The organism is Pseudomonas paeninsulae (genome assembly GCF_035621475.1).
Lineage (GTDB): Bacteria > Pseudomonadota > Gammaproteobacteria > Pseudomonadales > Pseudomonadaceae > Aquipseudomonas > Aquipseudomonas paeninsulae.
Window position 1 is genome coordinate 1,287,951 of record NZ_CP141799.1, and the last position, 12,633, is coordinate 1,300,583.

General features: G+C 60.6%; 16 protein-coding genes. 9 read left to right on the forward strand and 7 right to left on the reverse strand.

Going from position 1 to position 12,633, the window contains the following annotated elements; translation table 11 throughout:
* Positions 1 to 65: 65 nt before the first annotated feature.
* Positions 66 to 1,517 (reverse strand): pyruvate kinase, encoded by a 1,452-nt coding sequence (gene pyk, locus VCJ09_RS05875; RefSeq protein ID WP_324733523.1) that lies wholly within the window; start codon positions 1,515 to 1,517, stop codon positions 66 to 68.
* A gap of 254 nt (positions 1,518 to 1,771) precedes the next feature.
* Complete coding sequence (locus tag VCJ09_RS05880; protein WP_324734606.1) at positions 1,772 to 2,680, reverse strand: universal stress protein; 909 nt, start codon at positions 2,678 to 2,680, stop codon at positions 1,772 to 1,774.
* A gap of 172 nt (positions 2,681 to 2,852) precedes the next feature.
* On the opposite strand from VCJ09_RS05880, the gene VCJ09_RS05885 reads away from it, so the two are divergent.
* From VCJ09_RS05885 to VCJ09_RS05895, 3 genes are all read left to right on the forward strand, one after another.
* Positions 2,853 to 3,227, forward strand: coding sequence for a tetratricopeptide repeat protein (locus VCJ09_RS05885; protein ID WP_324733524.1), 375 nt, complete (start codon positions 2,853 to 2,855; stop codon positions 3,225 to 3,227).
* Between the two features lie 71 nt (positions 3,228 to 3,298).
* On the forward strand, positions 3,299 to 3,721 hold the full coding sequence (locus VCJ09_RS05890) for a DUF4124 domain-containing protein (protein WP_324733525.1): 423 nt from the start codon (positions 3,299 to 3,301) through the stop codon (positions 3,719 to 3,721).
* Positions 3,722 to 3,781: 60 nt separating this feature from the next.
* Positions 3,782 to 4,138, forward strand: coding sequence for a PilZ domain-containing protein (locus tag VCJ09_RS05895; protein WP_324733526.1), 357 nt, complete (start codon positions 3,782 to 3,784; stop codon positions 4,136 to 4,138).
* A 75-nt stretch (positions 4,139 to 4,213) separates the two neighbouring features.
* On the opposite strand, the gene mqo is transcribed toward VCJ09_RS05895, so the two are convergent.
* Together mqo and VCJ09_RS05905 are read right to left on the reverse strand one after the other, a co-directional pair.
* Complete coding sequence (mqo, locus tag VCJ09_RS05900) at positions 4,214 to 5,716, reverse strand: malate dehydrogenase (quinone) (RefSeq protein WP_324733527.1); 1,503 nt, start codon at positions 5,714 to 5,716, stop codon at positions 4,214 to 4,216.
* A gap of 464 nt (positions 5,717 to 6,180) precedes the next feature.
* Positions 6,181 to 6,414: a hypothetical protein gene (locus VCJ09_RS05905; RefSeq protein ID WP_324733528.1), complete on the reverse strand. Its 234-nt coding sequence runs from the start codon at positions 6,412 to 6,414 to the stop codon at positions 6,181 to 6,183.
* A 168-nt stretch (positions 6,415 to 6,582) separates the two neighbouring features.
* On the opposite strand from VCJ09_RS05905, the gene VCJ09_RS05910 reads away from it, so the two are divergent.
* Positions 6,583 to 7,167, forward strand: a complete 585-nt coding sequence (locus tag VCJ09_RS05910; RefSeq protein ID WP_079201008.1) for a YajG family lipoprotein — start codon at positions 6,583 to 6,585, stop codon at positions 7,165 to 7,167.
* A gap of 334 nt (positions 7,168 to 7,501) precedes the next feature.
* Here the strand turns inward: VCJ09_RS05910 and VCJ09_RS05915 are convergent, their stop codons facing one another.
* A complete protein-coding gene (locus VCJ09_RS05915) occupies positions 7,502 to 7,711 on the reverse strand; it encodes a hypothetical protein (RefSeq protein WP_324733529.1) in 210 nt (69 codons plus the stop codon).
* A gap of 387 nt (positions 7,712 to 8,098) precedes the next feature.
* On the opposite strand from VCJ09_RS05915, the gene VCJ09_RS05920 reads away from it, so the two are divergent.
* On the forward strand, positions 8,099 to 8,386 hold the full coding sequence (locus tag VCJ09_RS05920) for a hypothetical protein (protein ID WP_324733530.1): 288 nt from the start codon (positions 8,099 to 8,101) through the stop codon (positions 8,384 to 8,386).
* A gap of 80 nt (positions 8,387 to 8,466) precedes the next feature.
* Here the strand turns inward: VCJ09_RS05920 and VCJ09_RS05925 are convergent, their stop codons facing one another.
* The gene (locus VCJ09_RS05925; RefSeq protein ID WP_324733531.1) at positions 8,467 to 9,633 is read right to left on the reverse strand and encodes a 1-acyl-sn-glycerol-3-phosphate acyltransferase; all 1,167 of its coding nucleotides are present in this window, start codon (positions 9,631 to 9,633) and stop codon (positions 8,467 to 8,469) included.
* Positions 9,634 to 9,743: 110 nt separating this feature from the next.
* Between VCJ09_RS05925 and VCJ09_RS05930 the strand changes: the two genes are divergently transcribed.
* The 4 genes from VCJ09_RS05930 (at position 9,744) to VCJ09_RS05945 (ending at position 12,005) form a co-directional block, all read left to right on the forward strand.
* Positions 9,744 to 9,926, forward strand: coding sequence for a CPXCG motif-containing cysteine-rich protein (locus tag VCJ09_RS05930; protein ID WP_079201012.1), 183 nt, complete (start codon positions 9,744 to 9,746; stop codon positions 9,924 to 9,926).
* The gene (locus VCJ09_RS05935; protein ID WP_324733532.1) at positions 9,926 to 10,186 is read left to right on the forward strand and encodes a putative signal transducing protein; all 261 of its coding nucleotides are present in this window, start codon (positions 9,926 to 9,928) and stop codon (positions 10,184 to 10,186) included. The genes VCJ09_RS05930 and VCJ09_RS05935 overlap by 1 nt, the downstream gene beginning before the upstream one ends.
* Positions 10,187 to 10,372: 186 nt before the next feature.
* On the forward strand, positions 10,373 to 10,990 hold the full coding sequence (locus VCJ09_RS05940; RefSeq protein ID WP_324733533.1) for an SOS response-associated peptidase: 618 nt from the start codon (positions 10,373 to 10,375) through the stop codon (positions 10,988 to 10,990).
* Positions 10,991 to 11,189: 199 nt separating this feature from the next.
* On the forward strand, positions 11,190 to 12,005 hold the full coding sequence (locus VCJ09_RS05945; protein WP_324733534.1) for a M48 family metallopeptidase: 816 nt from the start codon (positions 11,190 to 11,192) through the stop codon (positions 12,003 to 12,005).
* 115 nt (positions 12,006 to 12,120) lie between these two features.
* Here VCJ09_RS05945 and VCJ09_RS05950 read toward each other — a convergent pair whose 3' ends face one another.
* Positions 12,121 to 12,564, reverse strand: coding sequence for an ester cyclase (locus VCJ09_RS05950; protein ID WP_324733535.1), 444 nt, complete (start codon positions 12,562 to 12,564; stop codon positions 12,121 to 12,123).
* Positions 12,565 to 12,633 lie beyond the last annotated feature (69 nt).

Consider the following 12,633-nt stretch of genomic DNA (forward strand, 5'->3'; position numbering starts at 1 on the left):
ACGGTGTTCCCTGCGGATAACAAAAGGCCGCTCATCGAGCGGCCTTTTACAGGGTGACGCGGGCCTTACACCAGCGCTTCACCGACATGCAGGATCTTCATGCCGTTGGTGCCGCCGATGGTGTGGTAGCTGTCGCCCTTGGTCAGGATCACCCAGTCACCCGGCTTGACCACGCCACGCTTGAGCAGTTCGTCCACGGCCGCCTGGCTGACTTGTTCCGGGGGCATGGCCGCCGGGTCGAACGGTACGGTGTAGACGCCGCGGAACATGGCGGCACGCGCCTGGGTGGCGCGGTGGGGGGAGAAGGCGTAGATCGGCACCGAGGAGCGAATCCGCGACATGATCAGCGGGGTGTAACCGCTTTCGGTCAGGGCGATGATCGCTTTGACGCCCGGGAAATGGTTGGCCGTGTACATGGCCGCCAGGGCGATGCTTTCGTCGCAACGTTCGAAGGTCGTGCCCATGCGGTGGCTGGAGGCTTTGCTGGTCGGGTGTTTTTCCGCACCGATGCAAATCCGCGCCATGGCTTGCACCGCTTCCAACGGGTAGGCACCGGCAGCACTTTCTGCCGAGAGCATCACCGCGTCGGTATAGTCGAGCACGGCGTTGGCTACGTCGGAGACTTCGGCGCGGGTCGGCATCGGGTTCTGGATCATCGACTCCATCATCTGGGTCGCCGTGATCACCGCCTTGTTATGGCGCCGTGCATGCAGAATGATTTTCTTCTGAATGCCGCACAGCTCGGCATCGCCGATTTCCACGCCAAGGTCGCCGCGGGCGACCATCACCGCGTCACTGGCGCGGATCAAACCGTCGAGGGTTTCGTCGTCGGCCACGGCCTCGGCCCGTTCGATCTTGGCCACCAGCCAGGCGGTGCCGCCTGATTCGTCGCGCAGTTTGCGCGCGTACTCCATGTCCGAAGCGTCGCGCGGGAAGGACACGGCCAGGTAATCCAGGTCCATCTCGGCGGCGTGGATGATGTCGGCCTTGTCTTTCTCGGTCAGCGCTGGCGCGGTCAGGCCACCGCCGCGACGGTTGATGCCTTTATGGTCGGACAGCGGGCCGCCGATCAATACCGAGCAGTGCAGGGCGTCGGCAGTTGCCGTGTCCACGCGCATCACTACCCGACCGTCGTCGAGCAATAGCTCGTCGCCGACGCCGCAATCCTTGACCAGGTCCGGGTAGTCGATGCCGACGATTTCCTGGGTGCCTTCAGTCAGCGGGTGACTGGTGGAAAAGGTGAACGGGTCGCCGACCTTAAGCTCGATGCGCTTGCAGGCGAACTTGGCAATGCGGATCTTCGGTCCTTGCAGGTCGCCAAGCAGGGCGACATGCCGGCCATGCTTGGCGGCCAGTTCGCGGACCAGCTTGGCGCGGGCCTTGTGCTCGTCCGGCGTGCCATGGGAGAAGTTCAGGCGGGCCACATCCAGACCCGCGATGATCAGTTGCTCGAGGACTTCGGGCGAATTGCTCGATGGACCAAGGGTGGCGACGATTTTGGTACGGCGAAAGGTCATGCGCGGACTCCTGAGTTGCGATTAAGCGCGAGGCTACTACGCCGTAATCCTGTAGTCATTGTTGCTCTGCACTACCTTTATGCTCAGCGGTTGTGAAAATATCGAGCGCCGTCGCGAGGCTGTCTCCAGGTGTTCGCGGCAAGGCGCGCTGCGTGAAAAGTAGGGGAGTTTAGTGAGCTAAATGACCCTGCTTTTCACGTAGTGCAACGTCAGTAGCGGGCGTCTGGAGGCGGCCGCAGTAGGCGAGAGTTTTTTCATAAGCTCTCAGGTTTTAGGACCAGTAAATCACAGTCCACGCTCTCCAGAATGCGCTCCGCGGTATGCCCGATCAGGGCCGTATCCAGGTGGCCGCGAGCGATGGCGCCCATCAGCAGCAGATCGACATGCTGCTCGCGAACAAAGCGTGGCAGGACTTCTTCGGCAAAGCCCTCGATCAGGTGGGTGTCGGGCGTGGCGATCGGGTATTGGCCGAGCAACTGGGCAAAGGCGTCACTGTGCTGGGCGGCGCAGCGGGCGACATAGTCGTCGTAATTGGCGAGCAGTTCGGCATCGAACATCAGGGTGTGCGGCAGGGGGGAATAACTGTGCAGGTAATGAGCCTGCATGCCCAGTTGCCGGCTCAGCTCGCTGGCTGCGCGAATCAGTTGATGATCGAGCGCCGCCGGTTTGTCGGCGCTGTGCAGTGGGTCCAGCGCCGCACACAGGCTATGGCCCTGCCACTCGGCATGGTGCACCAACCATAGCGCTGCCGGGCAATGGCGGATCAACTGCCAGCAACTGTTGGTCAGCAGCAGCCGGCGTAGCGGGCTGTCATGAGCGGTGGACTTGAGCACCAGGTCTGGCGCCAGCTCTGCCACTTTCTCCAGCACCAGCTTGTGCAGCGGCCTGCCCCAGCGCACGTCCAGATGCAGCTCCAGGCCCTCGGCCCGCAGTGGCGCGGCCAACTCCTCCAGCCATGCCGTGCCACGTTCGAGCAAGGCGGCCCGGCCCCGGCTTTGCATGGCCGTATCGAACAGGTGGCCGGCTTCCAGGGTGGCGTTGTATTCGACCAGCAGCAGGTGCAGTTGCGCGCGGCTCTTGCGTGCCAGCCATAGCGCCCGCTCGAGTGCCGGTTGGTGTATCTGCTGGGGATCGATGACAACCAGTAGCTGTTGCAGATTCATGGCCTGGACCTCGCTGTGGGTTAGCTGCACATTGCAACGCATGGGGGCGCTGCTGGCGTTGATCTGTATCAGCTTAGTGGACAGGCAATTCCTTGGCGCCTGAACCGGGTGTCGGGGTGCCCTGCAGATTTTGCCGTGTCAGTCGATACACTGCTCATTGGAGGAGAGACCCATGCGAACCCTGTTGATTCTGATCCTGGCGCTCAGCGCCGCCGGTTGTACCCGGTGGTCGCTCGACCACCACCTGAACAATGCCTATCGCGCCTATGAGCGGGGCGATTGTCCCCAGGTCATTCTGGAGTTATCCCAGGCCGAGCGCAAAAGCCGTTCGCGTGGCTACCTGCAGCCGGAAATATCCATGCTGCGCGGCCAGTGTCTGGAGCGGCAAAACCTGTTCGTCGATGCGGCGCAGACCTATGAGTTCCTTATCAGTCGTTATCCCACCAGCGAATACGCGTTCCGCGCCCGCGCGCGCCTGGAAACCTTGCAGCAGTTGGGACATTACCGTCCTGCTGGAGCGACCAGGGCTGCATCCACGGCACTCTGACCGCCGGTCGCCGAGGTTGGTAACGGGTTATTGCAGGGGTAAGCTGAAGCATTATTTCAGGGAGGAAAATCATGCGCGTGTTGTTCTGTCTGTTGTTGCTGCCGGGATTGGCGGCAGCGGAGGTTTATCGCTGGGTCGACGCCAATGGCCAAGTGCATTTCGATCAGCGGCCTGTTGCGGCCGGAGCCGAGCAGATCGAGATCAGGCCGCAGGTGATCGAGCGCGACGATCTAACGCGTCAACGCGAGGAGCGTACCGCGCGCTTCTATGAGGCCCGCCGTGCCGAGCAGGCGCAGGCTTCGGCTGTATCAGCGGAACGCCAAGCCCTACGTGCGCAGGAGTGCGCTGAGCTGCGCAACAGGCTGGCGCAGATCCCGGAGGGACGCCGCTATTTTCACACCGAGGCGTCGGGTGAGCGGAGCTATTACGGCGATGAACAGCTTGATGCTGCTCGTCGTCAGCTGCGCGACCGAGTGTCCGAACGCTGTTCCTGAAACTGGTTTAAGAGCGGTAGTGCGGCCATACTTAAAGCCCATTCATAGCGATTTGCCATTATGCCTATTCAGCGCCGAATAGATCGTCAGCAGTTGCCTTACTACCTGAAGGTATTCAACCGCATAACCGACAAGCCAATGGGCTATATCGGTAATGTGTCGTTGGAGGGTCTGATGTTGATCAGCCAACTGCCGATGCTGGTGGGCGCGCGCTTCGACATGCGCTTGAAAATTCCAGGGCCAAATGCGCAACGCTTCATCGACTTCTCGGCCACGTGCCAGTGGTGCCATGAGGATGTCACCCCGGGCAGCTTCGACTCAGGTTTCGCCATGGTGGTGCCGCCAGCCGAGTTCGTCGAGATGGTCGATGCACTGCATCAATATTTCAGCTTCTACCCCATGGCTGCCTCCGCCTAGTACTCAAGCGCGTCCCCTGTGCAGCGCCTATAAAAAAACCGCCTCGAAAGGCGGTTTTTTAGTACTGCAGTCGACTCAAGCCATTGCTGGCTCGTTGAGTTGCAGCAGTTCGTCGGAGCGCGTCTGCACCTCGCTATAGCGTTCGGCTTCGTTGGCAAGCACCTCGGCCATGGCAGGGAAGATCTCGTTCAGCTTGCTGCGCCACTGCTCGGATTTAACCTGCTCGGGGAAGCAGCGCTGAATCAGATCGAGCATGATCGACACGGTCACCGACGCGCCTGGCGATGCGCCGAGGAGGGCGGCGATGGAGCCGTCCTGCGCCGCGACCAGTTCGGTGCCGAACTGCAGGATGCCGCCGTGCTCGGCATCTTTCTTGATGATCTGCACGCGCTGACCGGCCATTTCCAGGCGCCAGTCTTCGGCTTTCGCCTCAGGGTAGAAACCGCGCAGGGTCTTCAGGCGCTTTTCATCGGACTGCATCACTTCCTTGATCAGGTAACGGGTCAGTTCGAAGTTGTCGCGTGCGACCGCAAGCATCGGGCCGATGTTGTTGGGGCGTATCGACAGCGGCAGATCGAGCACGGAGCCGTGACGCAGGAATTTGGTCGAGAACCCGGCGTAGGGCCCGAATAGCAAGGATTTCTTGCCATCGACCACGCGGGTATCGAGGTGCGGCACCGACATCGGCGGCGAACCCACTTCGGCCTGGCTATAGACCTTGGCTTCGTGCTGTTTGACTACTTCTGGGTTGTCGCAGCGCAACCACTGGCCGCTGACCGGGAAACCGCCGAACCCGTTACCTTCCGGGATGCCGGACATCTGCAGCAATGGCAGGGCGGCACCACCGGCGCCAAGGAAGACGAACTTGGCCTGGACCGTACGGTGGCCACCGTTCTGCATATCCTTGATCTTGACAAGCCAGCCTTGCTGGTTGCGCTCGAGGCCGGTGACCTTCTGGCTGCATTTGACCTGTGCGTTGGGCTGTGTGCCCAGGTGGTCGAGCAGGTGTTTGGTCAGTGCGCCGAAGTTGACGTCGGTGCCTGCCATGACCCGGGTCGCAGCGATCGGTTCTTGAGGGTCGCGGCCCGGCAGCATCAGTGGCATCCACTTGGCCATGGTCGCGCGGTCTTCGGTGTATTCCATTTCGGCGAAGGCGTGGTGCTGGGTGAGCACCTTGAAACGCGCTTTGAGGAAGTCGATGCCTTCCTGTCCGCGCACGAAGCTCAGGTGCGGCACCGGGGTGATAAAGGACTTGGGCGCGCCAAAGGTGCCTTTCTCAACGAGATAGGCCCAAAACTGCTTCGACTCCTCGAATTGGGTGTTGATGGTCACCGATTTTTTGATGTCGATAGCACCATCCGCCGCTTGCGGGGTGTAGTTCAGCTCGCACAACCCGGCATGGCCGGTACCGGCATTGTTCCAGGGGTTGGAGCTTTCTATCGCGCCGGACTCCATCAGTTCGATGACTTCCAGCTTGAGGTTCGGATCAAGTTCTTTCATGAGCACGGCCAAGGTCGCGCTCATGATGCCGGCGCCAACCAGCACCGCATCTACTGTTTCGTAATCGTTCTGCGCCATTATCACTTCTCCTAAAAATGCAGCACCCAATTGACGGCCAGAGGCCTAAGCGTGAAACAACGCCTATCAGCGATCGCTGAGATGTCCCGGGGTGAGGCAGGAGGGGATGACGGAGCATTTGCCAGCCGCAAGATCGTTCATTTTCGCCACACTCTTGTGAAGTTGTTGAAACCGTTTTTGTCACGCTCTTTTGGAGCCGTGAACCTCAAAAGCTCGTTCGCCCAGGCCTGCCTTTTTGCCCGCGCAAAACTCCCGTTGCTGGCTGCAAGGCGTTCTGCGTATGGGTAAAGCGGCTAGCCGGAAGGGGCAGCACGAAGTGGGCGACTCTCTGGGGCGTGGCCGATGGCTAATGCATCAGCAGTACGGCGAGGCCCGATCAGGAGACGTCCTTATAATCGGGGCGCGATTATAAGACGAATACCGGGAAATTGATCGCACTCAAGTGCGTTTTCTTCTTCCTCCGGTCAGGCAGCTAACGCTTTGACGGCGGCCAAATGTGTCTCTGTTGGGGCGATGCGCGCGCTGTTGGGAAGTGGTTTATGCAGCCAGCCGAGCTGCTGCTGATTGACTTCGATCCAGCCCAGGCCTTGTGGCGCCTGGGCTGACTGGCGAAAGGCGCGGCACAGGCCAAATCTATCGAGTAAGGCAAATGTGCGGATGTGGCGGCGTGGGGCGAGCCAGGAGCGAAGGAAAAACATGGCATGGACTCAGGGCGGTTGACGACTAAAGTCTTATGCCAGCCAGGCATGACAACGCCGTGACAACAGCCTGGCAGCCTCGAGTCTTGTCTGCGGCGCTGTTAGCCCATGCTGTCGCTGGGTATACTGCAGAGCAATTTTGCGCCCTACACCCATGGAGAGATGAGCATGCTGCATCGCCTGTTGTTTGGTCTGATCGCTGTTGTCAGCCTGACCCTGGTCGGCTGCGCCCACAGCCCGCAACAACTCAGCCCGCAACCCAAGATCAATGGCCCGCTGGCCGCCGTTGGCCAAGGCCAGCCGGTGGTAGTGAAGGTTGTCGACGGCCGTCCGTCGCCAGTACTCGGCACGCGTGGTGGCTTGTACCCGGAAACCAGCGCGATCGTCGTGACCGGCCAGGATATCGTGCCAAAACTGCAAGCTCAGGCAGAAGCCGCGGTGCGCCTGCTTGGCTTCACGCCGACGCCGAACGCTTACAACGCGCCGCAACTGACCTTGACCTTGGCTGAGCTGAAGTACCAGTCGCCAAAAGAAGGCCTGTACGTCACCGAATCGAATATCACCGCGACCTTCCGCATCGACGTGCAGAACAGCGTGCGCCGTTACAACGGTCGCTACGGCGCCTCGTTGAATCAGCGCTTTGGCATGGCGCCGAACCAGGAAACCAATACCAAGCTGGTCAGTGATGTGTTGAGCGATGCCATGACCCGCGCGTTCAAGGATCCGACCATTGGGCAAATGCTCCGCCAATAATCGCTAGTCGATAAAAGTCGGCGCGTAGCGCAAGGCTGCTCAGCCAAGATCCGGCTCGTCAGGTCTTGGTTGTCAGCGACAAATCGGATAGTTCGAGAGTCAGAGAAAATGCCGCTCCCCGTAAGGGATAAGCGGCATTTTTTCTTGATGGCACAGACGTGCGATACATGTCCGGAATTGTGCAGGATGGCTGCAGCCCATCAATCAGAGCTGCAGGTGGCCCCATCCGGGGTCTGCGCCGCACACAAAAAAACGCCGCTTTCCGGTAACGGGGGAGCGGCGTTTTTTCTTGGGTGAACGGTCGTGCAGTCGTGCTGGGCTTTTTGGGGAGGATTCAGGCCGCTTCGGCGTAAAACGCCGGCAAGCTGAAGCCGGTGTGTGGGTCGATGTCCGGCAGGTCATAGTGTTCATGGCCACCAAGGGCACAATAGACCAGCCAGTGGTGGTCCTGAACGTTGAAGGACAGCTCGTTGATGACAGCTTCTTCCATCTCGTCGAGAGAATCGATCAGGTAATCACGATCAAGCGGTTGTGGGGTGAGCATGGCAATTCCTCCGCGGGTAGGTTGGATACGCTCCCGTGCAGCGATGACGGTGGCGTAGCTGAAGAGGATTCAAAGCTTAGGCCAGGAATGTGACGATTTTCAGACGATTTTGGGATAGCTCCTTCGTTCGTCGGAAACGAAACTTCTAAATAGGCGGCCTCCAGTAAACTGTGCGCGGTTTTTCGGATCGTCCGGTGGGTTGCGGCGGTGTGAAGTGCGACTGATAGAAGTACTTGAGGCGGAGATTCAGCGGCTATCCCTGGAGCATCGAGTTTTCCTTCCTCGAGCGATCAACGCAGTCGCTTCATTCCGTTCGGCAGCGCCGGCATTTTCCCTTTCGTGGTGCGCCGGCGTGATCGGTGCACCAATTTGATGTGGAGGTTGCTGATGCCGTTGCAGGCGCTCTGGTCTGTTTTTCTTGGCCAACCCGCGCAGTCGTTGAATGCCCTTGCCCTGTTCTTCGGGCTTGCCGGGAGCTGGTTGCTGATAGCCACCCGCGTGCGTGAGCAGCGTGCAGTGGCGCGCTTGATCGCGGGTGGCACTGCCAAGGCGATGGTCGAGGAGGCGTGTGTGTTCGACGCCCCGGCCCAGCGCCTTAACCGGTTTTTCTATCGTTTCGGTTTTGCCAGCCTGGCGGCGTCGCTTGCGCTGTCCTGGGGCAGCGCCCAGCTCTGAATTGCCACGGGGCGCAGGCAATGCTTTCAAGCCAAAGCGGCAGCCCGTGGGCTGCCGTTTGTTGTCCGCGTCAAGCATTCCTACAGCGGCAAGCCGGCTTTCACCCGGTATTGGTTGCGCACCGGATTGGCATATTGCAGCACCAGATAAGGTTGCTGTTCGGCCGGGCAGCGAGCCAGACGCTTGTTCCACTCGGCTTCGGCGCGGGCCAGTTCCTCGGCGGGAAATAGCTGCGCTGCACTGGGTACGTCGAGTGCCGGATCGCGCTCGTTGCACATGGCATAGGCCAGGTAATGCACGGGGAATAGCCGGTAACCGCTGAGGATCTGTCTGTCCATCTCGGCGGCCAGCTGCTTGCTGTCTTCCAGGCCGCTGCTTACTGGCGCGCTGAAGTGCACGTGTACGCGACCTTTATAACCGGTGATGCCGAGGGCGATGCTCTGGTCATCTTCGCCCGGGGCTTTGCTGTAGCTGCCGCTGGTGGCACGGGTGAACAGCTCGCAGGCCTTGGCCTGGTCGCAGGGGTCGTATTCATAGCTGATCGACACCGGGGTCAGTTTCAGCGCCGCAATCACCTCGGCAAAGGGCTCGCTCTTGCGGCTCATGTGGAACATTTTGAGGATCGCCGAGTCGGTGCGGTCGTTGCCATTCTTGGCGCGGCCCTCGGCTTGGGCGATCCAGATCGACTCGCAATCGGTGCGGATCGAGTGATTGATATAGGCTGACAGCAGTTGGTAGGCGGCAAGTTTCTCACGGCGCCCGCTGAGCGAGCGGTGCACGATAAAGCTCTTGTTCAGGCGCATCAGGTCGCTGACGAAGGGCTTTTGCAGCAGATTGTCACCAATCGCGATGCGCGGGGTCGGCAGGCCTGCGTGGTACACCGCGTAATTGACGAAGGCCGGATCCATGACGATGTCACGGTGATTGGCGAGAAACAGATAGGCGCTGCCGGCCTTGAGTTGCTCGACTCCGGAATAGGTCACGCCATCGGTGGCGCGCTCGATGCTCTGGTCGATGTAAACCTCAACTTTCTCCTGCAGCGCCGCCACCGAGGCAACCTTGCTGAACTCAAGACGCAGTCGATAGGCTATAAGTGGTTTAAGCAGCCAGCCGAGTGCTGCGGCCAGGCGGGGGAAGCGATACTGGGTGAGGATGTCGAGAAACTCGTCGTCTGCCAGCAAGCGCGCCAGAACAGGGGGTACTTCGGAGTCGGCGTAAGGTCGGATGGCATCGAATTCGCCCATCATGCTCTCTTGTCGTGGTTGGCTGTGGTTAACAGAATGTTGAGGAGGGTGGTTCCGTGCTTGGGACCAGCGATAGACCGGCGATTATACCTACAAGTCACATGGAGACCGCGATGCTGGAAAGTCAGCTCTATCAATGCCCGTACTGTGGCGAGTCGGTCGAAGCCCTGCTTGACCTTTCCGCCGGTGATCAACAGTACATCGAGGATTGCCCGGTGTGCTGTCGGCCCATTGTCTTCGATTTGCAAACCGATGGCATTGACTGGACGCTCGATGTACGTGGAGAAAACGACTGATGCAGCGTATTTACGAGCCGCAGGACGTGCTGGAAGGCGAATTGCTGCTGGGCATGCTGGCCAGTGAGGGCATCGAGGCCCACCTGACCGGCCAGCATCTGCTCGGCGGGGTTGGCGAGCTGCCGGCCTGTGGCCTGCTTGGCCTGATGGTTGACGATGTAGAGGCCGAACGCGCGCAGCAGTTGATCGCCACGTACAATACTGCGCAACCGCTGGCCAATGATGAGCCCGAGAATTTCCAGGGCGTGCTGCTCTGCTAATTCCTCCCTCGTGGGGCTTGGGCGTGTAGGGTGCGCCACGCGCACCTGATGCCTTCTGCCACTGCCCAGTCTGCCCGGGCCTGGTTGAGCGCCAGAGTGTGGCGCGCCGGCCCCTGAGTCTTTACGTGTGATCCATCCAACAGTCGGCATTACCTGGCCGCTGCCTACCTGTTATCGAGTTGCCCCATGTGTGGACGTTATGCCCTGTTTCGTTGGTCGCCAGTGTTCGCGGCCTTACCCGGTTTTCCTGCGGATCAGCAGCCGCAATGGAATATTGCGCCCGGCGCCCAGGTCCTGTTAGTGCGTGCCGTCGCGGGTGAGCGCCAACTGGTTCGCGCCCGCTGGGGGCTGACTCCGCCATGGCTGACGGATCTGTCGAAAACCCCGGCTCAGGCGCGGGCGGAAACCCTGGCCGAGCAGCCGATGTTCCGCAATGCCTTTCGCCTGCGCCGCGGGTTGTTACCGGCCAATGGTTTTTACGAATGGCGTGGCTCTGCGCGCAAGCGGCCGTATTGGCTGACCAGCGAAGACAGCCCGCTGTACTTCGCCGCGCTGTGGGAGGCATATCCGGTCGAAGGCTGTGTCTATCTCAGTGCGGCGGTGGTGACCCAGCCTGCGGCCAATCAGCGCCGCCCGCTGATCCTCGATGCCGCCGCTCAGGCGCTGTGGCTGGCGGCAGATACGCCGCACGACGAGCTTGCAGCGCTGCTCGCCCGTCCGCAGCCGCAGTTGCGCGAGCGGGTGCTGGCCAATCTGGTCAACGATCCCAAGCTGAACGCCCCCGAGTGCCTGACGCCGGCGTAGCTGCCGTCAGTTGTGTGCTGGAAGTGGAACTTTTAGCCGTCCGGCCGGCCCTACCAGCGCGGCGCGCACTACGTGACGGTTTATCGAGCGCAGGGTCTTGCAGCGCTAACGGATAGCTGGCTGTCTTGCGCGCTATTCTCGGTTGCTCGGCCAAGGTGGCAGGCCTAGCATATGTTACTTAATTGAATGGAGACTCAGCATGAACCAGACGTTGTCCTTTACCGCGCTGGCCGCGGCCTTGCTGCTGACAGGATGCCAAGCCGTCAACACCACCAGCGGTGGCGCGGTGGGTGTCGAGCGCAAGCAGTACATGTTTGGCATGCTTTCGAGCCAAGAGATCAATCAGATGTATGCGACGTCCTATCAGCAGACACTGGGTGAGGCGTCGAGCAAAGGTGTGCTGGACAAGAGCAGCGCCAGCGCCAAACGCTTGCAGGTCATCACCGGTCGCTTGATCAAGCAGGCGCCGATTTTTCGCCCCGATGCCGCGCAGTGGCAGTGGGAGGTCAATCTGATCAAGAGTCCCGAGCTGAATGCCAGCTGCGGCCCGGGTGGCAAGATCCTCTTCTACAGCGGGCTGATGGATAAGCTGCAGCTGAACGACGATGAGATCGCCGCGATCATCGGCCATGAAATGGCCCATGCCCTGCGCGAGCATAGCCGCGAAGCCATGTCCAAGGCCTACGGTGTGGCGCTGGCCAAACAGGGCGCCGGGGCGCTGCTCGGCCTGGGTGAGGTGGGTATGGCCATGGCCGATACCGTGGTGCAGTACAGCCTGACTTTGCCCAATAGCCGGGGCAACGAGAACGAGGCCGATCTACTCGGGCTGGAACTGGCTGCCCGTAGCGGCTACAACCCGAACGCGGCGATCAGTCTGTGGCAGAAGATGGCTCAGGCCAGCAATGGTGCACCGCCAGAATTCATGAGCACTCACCCGTCGTCGAGCAGCCGCATCGCGGCCTTGCAGGCGGCAATCCCGAAAGTCATGCCGCTCTATGAGCAGGCCAGACGCTGACAGCCTCGCCAGGTGCATGTCCGCTTCGACTAGGGTGCGCCGTACGCACCCCAGGTCGGGGCGATAGGACTGTCTAACGGGGGCGCGGCCCTGCCCCTGTCGGCGGCGCATTGGCTTACGGCAGGGATTTTTCCGCGAATGAGCGGGTGTCCAGGCTTAGTTGGGCGCGGAAGCTTTCCATGTCGAACATGGTGCAGATTTCCTGGATCTCGTTGCTCGGGGTCAGCGTCCAGAAGGCCATCGCCGCGATGCTCAATACCTTGTCGCTCGGCGGGTAACCCAAGGCCGGTTTCTCGATGGTGCCGATCAGGGTGCTCCAGGTGACCACTTTATTGCCTTCGGCAATACATTCCTCGACCACTACCTGCAGGTCTGGCATGGCCTTGCGGATGTCCTGGGTCAGCTGGGCGAAGGCGTCGCTGCCCAGGTGATGGCCGACAAACGAGCTTTTGTAGAGAAAGTCCTTGCTGTGCAGCTGCCCGGCCAAGGCCAGGCGACCTTTGTTCCACGACAGGTCGATATGCCGGCGGACCAACTTTTTTCGATCATCCAATGACATGCTTCTCTCCCGGGCTTGTTGGGCAAGGTGCGCCAGTTGTTGCGCATCTTGTCGGCCGTCAGAGTAGCC